This window comes from Nocardiopsis halophila DSM 44494 (genome assembly GCF_000341245.1).
In the GTDB taxonomy this organism is placed as follows: Bacteria; Actinomycetota; Actinomycetes; order Streptosporangiales; family Streptosporangiaceae; genus Nocardiopsis_A; species Nocardiopsis_A halophila.
The window spans coordinates 1-14,725 of record NZ_ANAD01000261.1; the positions used below are offsets into that span (position 1 = coordinate 1).

Below are 14,725 nucleotides of genomic sequence, written 5' to 3' on the forward strand. Positions count from 1 at the left end.
AGCCCGCCATCAGAGGCAGCATCGGGGAGGCGACCATGCTCCGGGCTGTGGCGCCGCCTACGTGGCTCTGGCGCATACTCGCGGCGCTGATCAATCGCAGCGGACGCCAGGCCGGAAAGGACAGCGCTCAGGCATCGCAGAGTCGGCCTTCCGCGCTGATCGGACTGTTCGGCTGCCGCGTCTCGCGAGTGAGTCCGGCAGATGGCGGCGCCCGCCGGGTCATGTCAAAGGAGGCCTTCGGGCGCCCTACGTCAGACCACCTGCAGCGGGTCCACCCGGACTTGGGCCAGGTGCTCTTCCCGACGCATACTGCGGGCGGCCGCCGCGGCCTTGAGCGCCTTCGTCAGCGCATAGGCGTCGGCGTGCGGAACCCGCAGCAGGGCGCGCTCCGGCGTCTCCTCAGGCCTCGGCCCCGGACCGCCCGCCTCCACCGGCACCGGCCCCAGGACCTCCGCCGACTCCGGCAGCGCCAGCCCGTCCAGCAGCTCGCGCACCTTAGCGGGCGCGCCCGTCACCGACGCCATCGTCACCGCCGGCGGGAACCCCAGCTCGCGGCGCTCCTCCAGCTCACGCTCGGCCAGACCGGAGGGGTCCCAGCGCACCAGCGCCTGCACCGCCGGCGCCGACGCGTCGGCCATCACCACCACGCGCCCGCCCTCCTCGGCGGAGCGGACCAGAGCCGACGCCGTGAACCAGCGCCGCGCCGCCTCCTCCGACGCGCGCAGGTCGGCGCGGCCCAGCATCGCCCAGCCGTCCAGCAGCAGCGCGGCGGCGTACCCGCCCTCGGCCACCGGCTCGGCGCCGGGCGTGGCCACCACCAGCGCCGGACGCTCCGGAACCGAGGTCAGCACCTCGTCCCGGCCCGACGTGCGCACGGGGAGCGAGGGGAAGGCGCGCCCCAGCTCCTCGGCGGTCCGGCGGTCGCCCACCACCGAGGCCCGCACGCGCGCGTGCCCGCACTCCTCGCACTGCCAGTCGCCCGCGATCCGCCCGCACCACCGGCAGTAGGGGGCGGCGTGCGCGCTGCGCAGCGCCAGCGGCCCCTGGCAGGAGCCGCACCGCGCGTGGGCGCGGCACCGGTTGCAGGCCAGGGAGGCGAGGTAGCCGCGCCGGGGGACCTGCACCAGGACCGGACCGTGCGCGGCCGCCTCCCGGGCGACGCGCATCGCCAGGTGGGGCAGGCGGGCGGCGCGGGCCGCCTCGTCGCGGCTCAGCTCGAAGTCGTCGCCGGAGGCCCGGACGGCGGGGGCGCGGCGGCGCACCGTCTCCCGGTCGGCGGTCAGGGGGTGGGCCCACCCCGACTCCACCAGGCGGGCGCCCTCCGCGGTCCGGGTGAAGCCCCCGATGAGCGCGGCGGCCCCGGCACGGTGGGCGCGCAGGGTGAGCACGGTGCGGGCGTGCGGGTAGGGCGCGTGCGGGTCGGCGTGCACGTCGTCGCCGTCGTCCCACAGGACCACCAGGCCCAGGTCGTGGACCGGGGCGAACATGGCGGCGCGGGTGCCGACGACGGCGGACGCCTCCCCGCGCAGGACGGCGAGCCAGCGTCGGTAGCGCTCGGCCGGGCCGAGTTCGGCGGTGAGGGCGACGTGCCGCCCTGGGCCCAGGCGCTCGGTGAGCGCGGCGTCCAGGACGGCCACGTCCCGCTTGTCGGGGACGACCACCACGGCGCCGCGCCCGGCGTCGACGGTGGTGCGGACCGCGATGGCGATGGCGTCGTCCCACCCGGGGCCGGGGAGGGCCGACCAGACGGCCCGGGGGGCGCGCCCGTCGCGCAGCGCGGCGAGGAAGGAGGGGCCGGCCGGGTAGTCGGCCCAGGGGCCGGGGTCGGCGGCGGGGCCGTCCGGCGCAGCCGGGGCCTCCGCGGGGGAGGGGGCGGAGGGAGCGGCGTGTCCGGCCTCCGTGGCAGGGAGGCCGGAGCCGGGACCGTCGGTGTGGTCGCCGGATTCGGCCTCGGGGTCGGGCTCGGGCTCGGGGGAGACCTCGGCGGCGGGCGCGCTCGCAGGTTCCACGGACTCCGCCGCGGGGTCGGCGGTGTCCGCCGCGACGCCCGAGGCGGGACCGTCCTCGCCGCCGGGCGGCCCATAGGCGGCCGCCTCCGCCTCGGCGGGCTCGGAGCGCCCGTCCTCGGCGGGCAAGGCGTCCGTACCGACCGCCTGCTCGGTGGCGGAACCCTGATGGGAAGCGGAAGCGCTCACGGGCTCGTCCGCGGCCTCCTCGGCCTCCTCCCAGGGGCGCTTCTCCTTCTCCACCCGGGCGTGTCGCGGCGGCACGGCGAGGCGCAGCACGTCGCTGAAGGTGCCCGCGTAACGGTCGGCGACGGCGCGGGCCAGGCCGCGGATCTCCGGCGTGAGCACGGGTTCGGGGGAGACCACCGCCGACAGGTAGGCCAGGCGCCCGGTGAACTCGGACTCGGCCGCGCGCTCGATGAGGAACCCGCTCAGCACCTGGCCGTGGAAGGGGACGCGCACGCGGCAGCCGGGCACGGCGTCGTCGGCCATCTCCGCGGGGACCTGGTAGTCGAAGAGGCGGTCGAGGTGGGGCAGGGGCGTGTCCACCGCCACCCGGGCGATCGGCAGGTCGTCCGCGGGGGTGCGCTTCTTGGGCCCCTTCTTCGTCTTGGACGCGGCCGTGGAGCCCGACCTCGCAGCGGTCTTCGCGGTCTTCGGCGCGGCCGGTCCGCCCGTCGCGTCGGCGGCCGACTCGGCTTGGGGCACGTCGAAGAGGAGCCCCTCCCCGGGCTCGGTCTGCGGATCCATCGTGACCAGGTTTACCAGAGCCCTGTGACGCTCCCGCGGTGGTAGACAAGAGGCCACGGAGCTGTCCCGGGCGCGAGGGGAAGAGGGAGCCGATGAAACTGGTCTTCGCCGGAACACCGGAGGTGGCGGTGCCGTCGCTCGAGGCACTGCTGGACTCCCGGCACGAGGTGGCGGCGGTCGTCACCCGGCCGGACGCGGTGGCGGGCCGGGGGCGCAAGGTCACCCCGAGCCCGGTGGCGCGTGTGGCCGAGGAGGCGGGGCTGGAGGTGCTCAAGCCCGCCAAGGCCGACGCCCCGGAGTTCCTGGACCGGCTGAGGGAGATCGGTCCGGACTGCTGCCCGGTGGTGGCCTACGGCGCGATCCTCCGGCAGGAGGCGCTGGACGTGCCCCGGCACGGGTGGGTGAACCTGCACTTCTCCCTGCTGCCGGCGTGGCGGGGGGCGGCGCCGGTGCAGCACGCGGTGCTGCACGGGGACGACGTGACGGGGGCGACGACCTTCGAGATCGAGCCCGACCTGGACTCGGGGCCGGTGTACGGGATGCTGACCGAGCCGATCGGGCCGGGGGACACCAGCGGCGAGCTGCTGTCCCGGCTGGCGGAGGCCGGGTCGGGGCTGATGGTGCGGACCCTGGACGGCATCGAGGACGGGACCCTGGAGGCGCGGCCGCAGAGCGCGGACGGGGTCTCGATCGCGCCGAAGCTGAACCCGGAGGACGCCGAGGTCGAATTCACGGCACCGGCGATGCGGGTCGACCGCCTGGTCCGGGCGTGCACACCGGCGCCGGGAGCGTGGACGACGTTCCGGGGGGCGCGGCTGAAGCTGGGGCCGGTGTCCCCGGTGACGGACCTGAAGGCGGGCCACGAGCTGGCGCCGGGCGAGCTGGCGGTGGAGAAGAAGCAGGTCCTCGTGGGCACGGCGACGCACCCGGTCCGGCTGGGCGAGGTGCAGCCCCAGGGCAAGAAGATGATGAACGCCGTGGACTGGGCCAGGGGAGTCCGCCCAGAGGAGGGCGAGCGCCTGGGCCAGTGAGGGAGTGTCGGCTGGCGAGAGGCGATGAGGACGGAAACGGTCCGCGTGCATCGCCTCGGCCATCACGTTACGGTAACGGCGCCATGGCGGTGCAGGTCAAGAAGTGTGAGCTCCGCGCAAGCGGAGATGGACCGTGGGCAGGTCGTTGCCTATGTAGCGGCACAGGGTGAGCTCCGCGCAAGCGGAGATGGACCGATGGAGACTGACCACGTTCCTACACAGCACGCGTGAGCTCCGCGCAAGCGGAGATGGACCGGTTGGGGTCACCCCAATAGGCGATGAGGCGGTGTGAGCTCCGCGCAAGCGGAGATGGACCTGCCCCTGTACACGAGGTTTCGGGGGGTCCGCGGTGAGCTCCGCGCAAGCGGAGATGGACCACGAGAACGGCTGGGCGGGGATCGGATACAACTGTGAGCTCCGCGCAAGCGGAGATGGACCGTCGTCCAGCTCATAGACGAGACGCCTGGCGCGTCCAGCCGCCCACCGCTGCCACAACCTGCTCGGCCCCCGGGCTTCACACCCGCTGACCGACCACTGCGTCGGCGCTCTCTCGCCACTCCGGGCCGATGCGGGTGCCGTGTTCCATCTGCAGGTCGGTGTGCGCGGTCAGGGTGTCGAAAGGCCGGCGGATTCGGTGGGCGGCGTACCCGCCCGAGCCTGCTCGCCCCCACACTTCACGCGTCCGCCCCCGTTACAGCGGTGGTGGCGTTGTCGATCAGCGCCGGATGGTGCTCGGGGCCGCGCCTCCGTGGTGTCCCGATTCCGGAGTCCACGCCTGCACAACGCCTACTGAATGCGAAATACGAGAGTAGTCGAGACGCGTCACCCCTACCCCGGTTGTCTCGCTGACCAGCAACGGCCACGTCTTCTCGAACCCGCAGCTCCGGACGCCCTGGCGGGATACCGTCCCACCACGCCAAACCCCCAGGAGGCCCCATGGACCGACGCCCCGCCGGCGCCGTCGTGCTTCTACTCGCCGCAGCGGCCTGCACCAGCACCCCCCAACCTCCGCAGCAGGACGAAGCCACATCTGAGGGCGCTCCTTCCGAGTCCTCTGCGCCCACCGGTCCCACTGCCGTGGGCCTCACCGAGACCTACGAGTTCGAGGACGGGCTGTCCATCGCCCTCTCGGACTTCTCCCGCGGCACCGACACCTACATCGACTGGGAGTCCGACCCCTCCGGCGAAACCGAGGTGACCGACCCCGACGGGGACTTCGTACGGTTCGCCTTCACCGTCGACAACGGCACCGAGGAGCCCGTGGACCTGACGGTGATGATGGCCGACTGCGCCGTCGGTGATCCCGCCGTCGAGACCGAGATGGGCTCCTACGGGGTGGAGGGCGGCGAGTCTGGCTACCCGCCCGACTCCACCGTGCTACCGGGCAAGTCGGCCCAGGCCATGACGACGTGCCAGATGGACAAGGACGAGAACGAGCTGCAGCTCTCCGTTTCCGGCAATGACCCGGATGCCTGGGGACGGGAAATGGTCGTGTTCGTCGGCGAGGTCGAGAGGTAGCAACAGGAGGGGCGTGGGGCATGGCAGGGGAAGCACCGTCACAACCCCGGCATCGACCGGTCGTGTGGCTCGGGATCGGGGCCGCAGCCGGGGTGGTCTTCGGCGCGGTCGGTTTTGCCGCGCTGTCCAGCGTGGACTGGTCCGGCATGGCGGGTGGGCCCGCGCTGGAGCAGGCCGCCAAGGAGTGCGGTCTGAATGATGGGAGCGCAGTACGTGTCAAGGACGAGGGGCGGACGCTTGCTCTGGAGACGGCGGGTACGGACGCCTCGGGTCTGCGTTTCGCTGAAGTCGAGTGCGTGCTGGAGGTGGTCGGGGCGCCGGATCATGTGGTGGAGGCCATGATGAGCACCCGGGCGCTAGACGGGCGTCAGAGCCAGGAGTGGGAGGGGTTCGAGGCGCAGTGGTCGTACCATCCGGACTCGGGGATGAGCGTGCTGCTGCGGCAGACATGACCTCGGCGGCCGGGGGGATATTCGGGTCGGCCTGACCCGACGCTGGGTATGAACACGGGCCCGCGCTTCCCGAGCAGCGCGGGCCCGATCCCTGCCAGACGACTAGACGGCGGCCGCCGTGCAGGCCGCGTGGATGTCCCAGGGCTCGAACCAGGACTCCGGCGACCGGTGAGCTCCGCGTATGCGGAGACGTCGGCCCGATTGCTCGTCACCTCACCGCCTCACACCGCCCCGGGGTCGCGTGTGGGGCGGTCATGCGTTCGGTCACCGGGAGTATCCTCGGGGAGGCCCATGAGGCCCCCTATCGACCATGAACCCCGGCGTGAGGCTGATCCCGACGTGACCGACCGTTCCCGTTCCCCGTACCGTTCCGGACGACGCGGCCCCGGGGCGGGCGGCGCAGGAGGCAAAGGCAACAAGGGCGGCAAGGGCACGCCCCCTTCCCCCTCGCCCGGGACGGCGGTCCGGCGGGTCGCCTATGACGTCCTGCGCGCCGTCCAGGACCGCGACGCCTACGCCAACCTCCTCCTCCCCGCCAAGCTCCGCGACCGGGGGCTCACCGGTCGGGACGCCGCCCTCGCCACCGAGCTCACCTACGGCACCCTCCGCCGCCAGGGCACCTACGACGCCGTCCTCGACGCCTGCATCGACCGCTCCCTCTCCTCCGTCGACGCCGAGGTCCTGCCGCTTCTGCGCCTCGGCGCCCACCAGCTGCTCGGCACCGGCATCCCCCCGCACGCCGCCGTCAGCGCCACCGTCAACGTCGCCCGCCGCACCATCGGCCAGCACCGCGCGCGCTTCGCCAACGCCGTTCTCCGCAAGGTCGGCGCCCGCGACCTCGACGCCTGGCTCGACATCGTCGCCCCGGGCCCCGAAGACCCCGCCGGTCGCCTGGCCGTCGTCCACAGTCACCCGCGCTGGGTCGTCGAGGCCCTCGCCCGCGCCCTCGGTGAGGACCCCGCCGGGGACCTCGCCGAGACCGAGCGCCTCCTCGCCGCGCACAACGAGCGCCCCGAGGTGACGCTGCTCGCCAAGCCGGGCCGTGCCTCCATCGCCGACCTGGTGAACGCCGGAGCCCGGGAGGCCCGCTACTCGCCCTACGCCGCCTACCTCTCCGAAGGCGACCCCGCCCAGCTGACCGAGGTGCGCCAGCGCCGCGTCGCCGTCCAGGACGAGGCCAGCCAGCTCGTCGGCCTCGCTCTGACCCGCGTCTCGGTCGACGGCCCCGACGCCCGCTGGCTGGACGCCTGTGCCGGTCCCGGCGGCAAGGCCGCCCTGCTCGCCGGACTCGCCGGCCAGCGTGAGGCCCGCCTGCTGGCCGCCGAGGTGCAGCCTGCGCGGGCGGGCCTGGTCGCCTCGGCGGTGCACCGCTCGGTGCGCGACTCCGCCCGCGTGGTCGTCGCCGACTCCACCCGGCCGGCATGGAAGGACGGGGCCTTCGACCGGGTCCTGGTCGACGCGCCCTGCACCGGCCTGGGAGCACTGCGCCGCCGTCCCGAAGCGCGCTGGCGCCGGACACCCGAGTCCGCCAAGGAACTGGCTCCGACCCAGGAGGCCCTGCTCCAGCGCGCGCTGGACGCCACCCGTCCCGGCGGCGTGGTCGCCTATGTGACCTGTTCCCCGCACCTCCCTGAGACCGAGGGGGTCGTGGAGGGTGTCGTCGCCGGTCGCTCCGACGCCGAGGTGATCCGCGCGGCCGATTTCCTGCAGGAGGTCCCCGACATCGCGGCGGGTAAGGACGGCAAGTACGTGCAGTTCTGGCCCCACCGCCACGGCACGGACGCCATGTTCCTGGCCCTGATCCGGAAGAGCGCCTGAGGCGTCCCCCACCGCCTATCGGTCAGGCCGGCCGCGCACAGGGCGTGGTCGGCCGAGGGGCCCGTAAGCCGTCCTGCGCGGTCCGGCCTGAAAGGCTCTTCGCGGATCGAGACCGGTGAAATCACTGTGAGTCCTGGGGGTGGCTGGGCGGCGCCCAGAGGGGCGGCCCTCGCCTCTCTCCCGGCGCTCCCCGTGGGGCTGATCGGGGACGGCCGCCGTCCCCATTAGGATCGGCAGCGTGGCAATCCAGATCTCTCCCAGCATCCTTTCCGCCGACTTCGCGCACCTCGCCGATGAGGCGGCCGCCGTCGAGAACGCCGCCGACTGGCTGCACGTCGACGTCATGGACAACCACTTCGTGCCCAACCTGACCTTGGGCCTTCCGGTGGTGGAGTCCCTGCTCAAGTCGGCGAAGCTGCCGCTGGACTGCCACCTGATGATCGAGGACCCGGACCGTTGGGCGCCCGCCTTCGCGGAGGTCGGCGCGGGCAGCGTCACCATTCACGCCGAGGCCGCCAAGGCCCCGGTCCGGACCCTGCGCGCGATCCGCTCGGCCGGGGCCCGCGCCTCGCTCGCCCTTAACCCGGCCACCGCGCTCGACCCCTATGCCGACCTCCTGCCCGAGGTCGACATGCTGCTGCTGATGACCGTCGAGCCCGGATTCGGCGGCCAGAAGTTCATCGACATGGTGCTCCCCAAGATCCGCAAGGCGCGTGAGCTCGTCGGCGGGCACGACGCGCAGGTGTGGGTGCAGGTCGACGGCGGCGTCGCCGGGGACACCATCGAGCGCGCCGCCGAGGCCGGGGCCGACGTCTTCGTCGCCGGCTCGGCGGTCTACGGCGCCGAGGACCCCGCCTCCGCTGTCGAGGCTCTGCGGGCCAAGGCCGAGAAGGCGGCAGGCGCGTACTGAGCACCGGCGGGACCCTGCCCCGAGCGGAGGGCGGCGCGGCTCCGGATCTCCCTCGGCCGCCCGCCACCGGACACTTGGGGGCCGACCCGACCGCCGTTAGGATCACGCGGTAACCGAACGTCGGCCCCGCACGCCACCGCCCTCCGAAGGCCGGTGCGCGGCGCCCCGCCCCCCACCGGGCGGCGCCGGGGCGGTGCCGGCGTGCGGTCGGCGGACCCGCGGCACCGTGTCACGGGTCCGGGGACGGGTAGGGGATCGGGTCCGGGACCCGAGCAGGCGCGCTCTGAGCCACGTCCGGTGGCAGTGCAGGAACCGTGAGGAGCGGGGTGCGCATGGACGCGATATGGGGCGCCGAGAGCGGTGCCGTCGAATGGGTGCAGGGCTGGGGCGCCTGGCTGGAGCCGATCATGCTGGTCATCACCCAGCTGGGCTCGAAGGCGCTGTTCGTTGCGGTTCTTCCGCTCGTCTTCTGGAGCGTGCACGCCGGGCTGGGCGCCCGCCTGACCGTGGTGCTGCTCGGCTCGGCCACGGTCAACGGGGTCCTGAAGTCGGCCGCGCACGGCCCCCGCCCCTACTGGTACGACACCGGTGTGCGCCCCCTGTCGACCGAGTCGTCCTTCGGCGCCCCCTCCGGGCACGCCCAGACCGCGGTGACCCTGTGGGGCTACCTCGCCGCGCTCGCCGCACGCCCCCGGGTGTGGGCAGCGGCCCTGGTGCTGATCGGCCTCATCTGCCTGTCCCGGGTCTACCTGGGCGTGCACTTCTTCACCGACCTCCTGGGCGGCCTGGCCGTCGGGGCCCTGCTCCTGTGGCTGGTGCTGCGCTACGAGCGCCGCGCGGTGGCCTGGTGGCGGTCGCGCCCCCTCGTCGCGCAGATGGGGCTGGCCGTGGGCCTGTCGGCGCTCGGCCCGCTGCTGGTGGTGCTCCTCAATGCCACGTTGTGGAGCGGCTGGACGGTTCCGGAGGCGTGGATCGGGCCGGTCCCGCCCGACCCGGACGCCGGCGCGGTGGCCGACGCGGCCTCGGTCAGCGGCGCGCTGCTGGGCGTGCTGGTCGGGTTCACCCTGCTCGACCGGCGGGGGTGGTACAGCGCCGACGGCTCGCTGATCACCCGCGCCTCCCGCTACGTCACGGGCATCACCGGTGTGGTGCTGATCTTCGTCGTGGTGAACCTGGCCTTCCCGGCGTCGGCCTCGGCCGCCGCCGAGTACACGGCCTTCCTGGCGGCCACCCTGTGGGCGTCGCTCGGGGCGCCGGAGCTGTTCATCCGCATGCGCATGGCCGACCGCGACCCCGCGGCCGAGGAGGAGCCGGCCGTCTTGGGGGAGGGGTAGCGCTGGACGGCGGGACCGGGCGGGGCCCGCCTGCGCCGCCCGCCCCGTGCCGCCTGCGTGCGGTCGTCCGGCAGGGGCGGCGGCACGTCCGGGAGGCACTCCGAGAGGACGCACAGGGAGTGGTGTATATCACTAGAAAGGCGACGCGGGTGCCTGCCGCAGGGCTGTGACGGGGTCGGCGCGACTCCGGGGAACGCCTCCGTCAGGACCCGTGTCCTCGCAGGTGGACGGCCTGCCACGTCGGCTCTCCCGCCTCGGGGGCCTCTCCCCGCGTCCCGCCGTCCGACGCCCCGTCCCCGTGCCCCCTTCGGCGTCCGCGACATGACCGATCCCCGCCCCCGCCGCGTGCCGGGAATGGAAGCGCGTGGCAGACTTGTTGACCGAGACGTTCAAAACGCGTGCTCCGGGGTCGGTGAAAATCCGAACCGGCGGTGATAGTCCGCGACCCGGCCGAAGCCATCGGCCGGTGGAACCGGTGAAATTCCGGTACCGACGGTGAAAGTCCGGATGGGAGGCGTACGCGTGGGACCGGTGCGACCGTTCGGCCCGTAGAGGGCCGGAGGGCGGCGGCCGGGCCCTGGTCGGCGGACCCGAGGGTCCGCGCCGTGAACCCCGGAGCCTGGACCAGGCGAAGGGGAAGGCCCGACGTTGTTCACCGGAATCGTGGAGGAACTGGGCGAGGTCACCGAGATCACGCCGTTCTCCGACAGCCAGGGGGAGTCCGCCCGCATCGCGCTGCGCGGCCCCCTCACCACCTCCGACGCGGCCCACGGCGACTCGATCGCCGTCAACGGGGTCTGCCTCACCGTCACCGGAGCCGACGACGGCGTGTTCACCGCCGACGTGATGAAGGAGACGCTGGACCGCTCCTCCCTCGGCGTCCTGCGCCCCGGCTCGCCGGTCAACCTGGAGCGCGCCGCGAAGGTCTCCGACCGCCTCGGCGGCCACATCGTGCAGGGCCACGTCGACGGCACCGCCGAACTCGTGGAGCGCACCCCCGCCGCCCGGTGGGAGACCCTGCGGTTCAGCCTGCCCGAGCACCTCGCCCGCTACGTGGTGGAGAAGGGCTCCATCGCCGTCGACGGCGTCAGCCTCACCGTGGCCTCGGTCGAGCCCGGGTCCTTCACCGTCTCCCTCATCCCGACCACCCTCGAACTGACCACCCTGGGCAGCAAGGGGAAGGGCGACCCGGTCAACCTGGAGGTCGACGTGGTCGCCAAGTACGTCGAGCGCCTCACCCAGGCGGTGCGCACCGGGGAGGCCTCCTGATGGGCGCCGAGCAGAGCGGCGTGTGGTGGCTCGACTGGGCCTACGCCGGCTTCACCCTCTTCGGCGAGCACGTGCGCTGGGCCGACCTGGTCGGCAACCTCGCCGCGCTGGCGACCGTCGCGCTGGCGGTCCGGCGGTCCATGTGGACCTGGCCCGTGCAGCTGACCGGCGCGGTGCTGCTGTTCGCCGTGTCCGTCGACGCCCACCTCACCGGCAACGCCCTCAAGCAGGTCATGTTCGTCGGCCTGGTCCTCTACGGCTGGACCCGGTGGGCCCGGGCCACCAAGGGCGGCGCGGAGCTGCGCGTGCGCCCGGCCACCGGGCACGAGCGCGGCGTCCTGCTGGGCCTGCTCGTGGGCGGCACCGTCGCCGTGGCGCTGCTGTTCGAGGCGACCGGACTGTCCTGGGCGCCGTGGCCGGACGCGTTCATCTTCGTCGGCAGCGCCGTGGCCACCTTCGGGCAGAGCCGCGCCCTGATCGACTTCTGGTTCGTGTGGATCGCCGTGGACCTGGTGGGGGTCCCGCTGGCCCTGATGTCGGGGCTGTGGGTGACCGGCGCCGTCTACATCGTCTTCTTCGTCCTGGCGGTGGTCGGGATCCGCGACTGGATGCGCCGCCACCGCGCCGCGGAGGCGGCCGAGGCCGCGGAGCGGGCCCAGGGGGCGGTCGCATGACGCCGCCCGCCGCCACTGCCGCCACCGCCCGCACCGCGGCCGGAACGGCGCCCGGCACCGTACCGGAGCCGTCCGCCCCCGACCCTTCCGCACCCGCACCCGCCGCCACCGCCCCGTCCACCGCACACCGGCGCATCCCAGCCGCCGCCCGGGAGGAGTCCGCCCCGATGACCGCAGTCCAGGAGAGCCACGCCCCGACCGAGCACGCCCCCGTCCGCCTCGACACCATCGCCGAGGCGGTCGCCGACATCGCCGCCGGGCGCCCGGTCATCGTCGTGGACGACGAGGACCGGGAGAACGAGGGCGACATCATCTTCGCCGCCGAGGCCGCCACCCCCGAGCTGCTGGCGTTCACCATCCGCCACACCTCCGGCGTGGTGTGCGTGCCCATGCTCGGCGAGGACCTCGACCGCCTCGACCTGCCGCTGATGACCTCCTCCAACGAGGAGGGCATGCGCACCGCCTACACGGTGACCGTCGACGCGCGCTCCGGGGTGACCACCGGGATCAGCGCCGCCGACCGGGCCCGCACCATCGGCCTGCTCGCCTCCGCGTCCTCCACCGCCGGCGACTTCGTGCGCCCCGGCCACCTGCTGCCGTTGCGCTACCGCTCCGGCGGGGTGCTGGCGCGCCGCGGGCACACCGAGGCCTCGGTCGACCTGGCCCGCCTGGCGGGGATGCGCCCCGCCGGGGTGCTGGCCGAGGTCGTCAACGACGACGGCACAATGGCGCGGCTGCCGCGGCTGCGCGCCTTCGCCGACGAGCACGGCCTCAAGCTGGTCTCCATCGAGCAGCTGGTGGAGCACCTGGAGGCCGCCGAGGGCGCGGTCCGCACGGTCGACGCCCCGCACACCGACCGCGCCGCGGCCGTGGAGCGCGAGGTGGAGACCCGGGTGCCCAACCGGCACGGGGACTGGCGGGCCGTGGGGTACCGGGCGCTCGGCGACGGCGCCGAGCACGTCGCGCTGGTCCTGGGCGAGCTCGGCGACGGCGAGGAGGTGATGGCCCGCGTGCACTCCGAGTGCCTGACCGGGGACGCTTTCGGCTCGCACCGCTGCGACTGCGGCGAGCAGCTGGAGGCCGCCATGGAGGCGATCGCGAAGGAGGGCCGCGGGGTGGTGGTCTACCTGCGCGGGCACGAGGGGCGCGGCATCGGCCTGCTGTCGAAGCTGCGCGCCTACCGGCTCCAGGACGAGGGCGCGGACACCGTCGACGCCAACCTGGAGCTGGGCCTGCCGGCCGACGCGCGCGACTTCGGTCCCGCGGCCGGGATCCTGGCCGACCTGGGTGTGCGGTCGGTGCGGCTGCTGAGCAACAACCCGGACAAGGGGCCGGCGCTGCAGGCGCGGGGCATCGGGGTGCGCGAGCGCGTGCCCATGCCGGCCTCGGTCACCCCCGACAACCTGCGCTACCTGCGCACCAAGCGGGACCGGATGGGCCACGACCTGCCCGGTGTCGCCGCGGGGGAGTAGGAGACGGGTGGCGGGACCCGGAGGAAGGCGCCGGTAGGGCCGACCGCCCGGCCCCAGCGGCGTGGGTCCAGCCACCGCCCCGCGTGTGCCGTCCAGAGGCGCCGGGGGCTGAGCGCGGCAAGGCCGCCGGGGCCCGCCCGGCGGCGGTCCGCGGACCCCGTACGGTTCCGGACATGCCCGGACCTTCGGCGGACTCCGCCCCGGCCCGGCCGGGGCGGAGTCCGCACCGAGGGGCGGACCGGGGCGGGCGGACGGGGCCGGTGCGGCCCGCGACGACCGATGAACGACAAGGACACCAGGACACCATGAGCGGAACCGGACGCCCCGATGAGCGGACCCTCCAGGCCTCGGGCCTGACCGTCGGCATCGTCGCCACCCTGTGGAACGCCGAGTTCGTGGAGCCGATGCTGGAGCGGGCCGTGGCCGCCGTCGAGCGTGCCGGGGCCCAGGAGCCCACCGTGGTGCACGTCGCCGGGGCGGTCGAGCTGCCGGTCGTCGCCCAGGAGCTGGCGCGCGGCCACGACGCGGTGGTCGCGCTGGGGGCGGTGGTGCGCGGCTCCACGCCGCACTTCGACTACGTGTGCCAGTCGGTCACCCAGGGGTTGACCGAGGTCGCGCTGCGCGCGTCGACCCCGGTCGGGAACGGTGTGCTGACCTGTGATACGCAAGAGCAGGCGCGTGAGCGCAGCGGCCTGCCGGGCAGCGTCGAGGACAAGGGGCGCGAGGCGGCGGAGGCCGCCCTCGGCACCGCGCTCGTCCTGCGCGGTCTGCGCGAGGACGCGGCCCGGGTGCACGGGCCGCAGGCGTGGTAGGAGACGAATGCGGGAGCGGGGGACGGGCGTCGCATGGACGTGAAATCGGGAGAGGCCGCTGTGGAAGGGACCGGTAGCGGCGGGAGCACCGGGCTCCCCCAGGTGTACCGGCCGCGCAACATCCGCGTGGTCGCCTACGGGCTGGCGGTCATCATCGTGGTGACGATGGTGGTGCTGGCCGTGATGCTGCCCCCGGACTGGCGGCTTCAGGACCGGGTCGGGCTGGTGATGATGGGGCTGGTCGGCGCGGGCGCGCTGCACCTGCTGGCGCGGCCGCGGCTGGTGGCCGCCGAGGACGGAGTGACCGTGGTGAACGGCATCCGCACGCACGTCCTGGAGTGGACCGAGATCATCGACGTCGCCATGCGCGAGGGCGAGCCGTGGCCGTCGGTGGACCTGGCCGACGGGTCGACGCTGGCGGTCATGGGGATCCAGAGCAACGACGGCGATCTGGCCCTGCGCAACCTGGAGGCCTTCCGGACCCTCCTCCACGAACACGGCGAGGCCGACGAGCCGCCCAGGTAAGCCACCGCCCACCGTTCGGCCGCCGGGCTTATTGAAGCTGGGACCGTCGGCGACGAGGGAGCACCAGGTGCCCCGCTCGTACCTGCTTGCCGGGCGGCGGGGCCGCTGGTGGTCCAGGTCAAGGGCGGCGACGGACCGGCAGGTGCCCCGCTCA

The 14,725-nt window shown here is 74.1% G+C and carries 12 protein-coding genes, 1 CRISPR repeat array and 1 riboswitch; of the genes, 11 read left to right on the forward strand and 1 reads right to left on the reverse strand.

Annotated features, from left to right (window positions below; translation table 11 throughout):
• Nucleotides 1-251: 251 nt before the first annotated feature.
• Entirely contained in the window at nucleotides 252-2,756 is a 2,505-nt protein-coding gene (locus D450_RS0128025; protein WP_017541943.1) for a primosomal protein N', read from the reverse strand.
• 92 nt (nucleotides 2,757-2,848) lie between these two features.
• Between D450_RS0128025 and fmt the strand changes: the two genes are divergently transcribed.
• The 11 genes from fmt (at nucleotide 2,849) to D450_RS0128085 (ending at nucleotide 14,571) form a co-directional block, all read left to right on the forward strand.
• Nucleotides 2,849-3,787 carry a methionyl-tRNA formyltransferase gene (gene fmt / locus D450_RS0128030; RefSeq protein WP_017541944.1) on the forward strand — a complete coding sequence of 313 codons (939 nt, stop codon included), beginning with the start codon at nucleotides 2,849-2,851 and terminating at the stop codon, nucleotides 3,785-3,787.
• A 105-nt stretch (nucleotides 3,788-3,892) separates the two neighbouring features.
• A CRISPR array of direct repeats spans nucleotides 3,893-4,225; the repeat unit is 28 nt; unit sequence GTGAGCTCCGCGCAAGCGGAGATGGACC.
• Between the two features lie 498 nt (nucleotides 4,226-4,723).
• A complete protein-coding gene (locus tag D450_RS0128040) occupies nucleotides 4,724-5,305 on the forward strand; it encodes a hypothetical protein (protein ID WP_152520931.1) in 582 nt (193 codons plus the stop codon).
• A gap of 62 nt (nucleotides 5,306-5,367) precedes the next feature.
• Nucleotides 5,368-5,757: a hypothetical protein gene (locus D450_RS0128045; protein ID WP_017541947.1), complete on the forward strand. Its 390-nt coding sequence runs from the start codon at nucleotides 5,368-5,370 to the stop codon at nucleotides 5,755-5,757.
• Nucleotides 5,758-6,096: 339 nt separating this feature from the next.
• Nucleotides 6,097-7,575 carry an RsmB/NOP family class I SAM-dependent RNA methyltransferase gene (locus tag D450_RS0128050; RefSeq protein WP_017541948.1) on the forward strand — a complete coding sequence of 493 codons (1,479 nt, stop codon included), beginning with the start codon at nucleotides 6,097-6,099 and terminating at the stop codon, nucleotides 7,573-7,575.
• Between the two features lie 238 nt (nucleotides 7,576-7,813).
• Nucleotides 7,814-8,485 carry a ribulose-phosphate 3-epimerase gene (gene rpe, locus D450_RS0128055; RefSeq protein WP_017541949.1) on the forward strand — a complete coding sequence of 224 codons (672 nt, stop codon included), beginning with the start codon at nucleotides 7,814-7,816 and terminating at the stop codon, nucleotides 8,483-8,485.
• Nucleotides 8,486-8,817: 332 nt separating this feature from the next.
• A complete protein-coding gene (locus tag D450_RS0128060) occupies nucleotides 8,818-9,819 on the forward strand; it encodes a phosphatase PAP2 family protein (RefSeq protein WP_017541950.1) in 1,002 nt (333 codons plus the stop codon).
• Between the two features lie 395 nt (nucleotides 9,820-10,214).
• A riboswitch (FMN riboswitch) is annotated at nucleotides 10,215-10,342 on the forward strand.
• 125 nt (nucleotides 10,343-10,467) lie between these two features.
• Entirely contained in the window at nucleotides 10,468-11,088 is a 621-nt protein-coding gene (locus D450_RS0128065) for a riboflavin synthase (RefSeq protein WP_017541951.1), read from the forward strand.
• A complete protein-coding gene (pnuC, locus tag D450_RS0128070; RefSeq protein WP_017541952.1) occupies nucleotides 11,088-11,762 on the forward strand; it encodes a nicotinamide riboside transporter PnuC in 675 nt (224 codons plus the stop codon). The genes D450_RS0128065 and pnuC overlap by 1 nt, the downstream gene beginning before the upstream one ends.
• Before the next feature lie 167 nt (nucleotides 11,763-11,929).
• A complete protein-coding gene (locus tag D450_RS0128075; RefSeq protein ID WP_039821101.1) occupies nucleotides 11,930-13,234 on the forward strand; it encodes a bifunctional 3,4-dihydroxy-2-butanone-4-phosphate synthase/GTP cyclohydrolase II in 1,305 nt (434 codons plus the stop codon).
• Between the two features lie 305 nt (nucleotides 13,235-13,539).
• Complete coding sequence (ribH, locus tag D450_RS0128080; protein WP_017541954.1) at nucleotides 13,540-14,046, forward strand: 6,7-dimethyl-8-ribityllumazine synthase; 507 nt, start codon at nucleotides 13,540-13,542, stop codon at nucleotides 14,044-14,046.
• Between the two features lie 33 nt (nucleotides 14,047-14,079).
• The gene (locus D450_RS0128085; protein ID WP_017541955.1) at nucleotides 14,080-14,571 is read left to right on the forward strand and encodes a PH domain-containing protein; all 492 of its coding nucleotides are present in this window, start codon (nucleotides 14,080-14,082) and stop codon (nucleotides 14,569-14,571) included.
• Nucleotides 14,572-14,725: the final 154 nt, after the last annotated feature.

Coding starts and splice junctions, on each gene's coding strand:
- D450_RS0128085 (WP_017541955.1), top strand. CDS start 14,080: ATGGACGTGAAATCGGGAGAGGCCGCTGTGGAAGGGACCGGTAGCGGC.
- ribH (WP_017541954.1), top strand. CDS start 13,540: ATGAGCGGAACCGGACGCCCCGATGAGCGGACCCTCCAGGCCTCGGGC.
- D450_RS0128025 (WP_017541943.1), bottom strand. CDS start 2,756: ATGGATCCGCAGACCGAGCCCGGGGAGGGGCTCCTCTTCGACGTGCCC.
- fmt (WP_017541944.1), top strand. CDS start 2,849: ATGAAACTGGTCTTCGCCGGAACACCGGAGGTGGCGGTGCCGTCGCTC.
- D450_RS0128040 (WP_152520931.1), top strand. CDS start 4,724: ATGGACCGACGCCCCGCCGGCGCCGTCGTGCTTCTACTCGCCGCAGCG.
- D450_RS0128060 (WP_017541950.1), top strand. CDS start 8,818: ATGGACGCGATATGGGGCGCCGAGAGCGGTGCCGTCGAATGGGTGCAG.
- D450_RS0128075 (WP_039821101.1), top strand. CDS start 11,930: ATGACCGCAGTCCAGGAGAGCCACGCCCCGACCGAGCACGCCCCCGTC.
- pnuC (WP_017541952.1), top strand. CDS start 11,088: ATGGGCGCCGAGCAGAGCGGCGTGTGGTGGCTCGACTGGGCCTACGCC.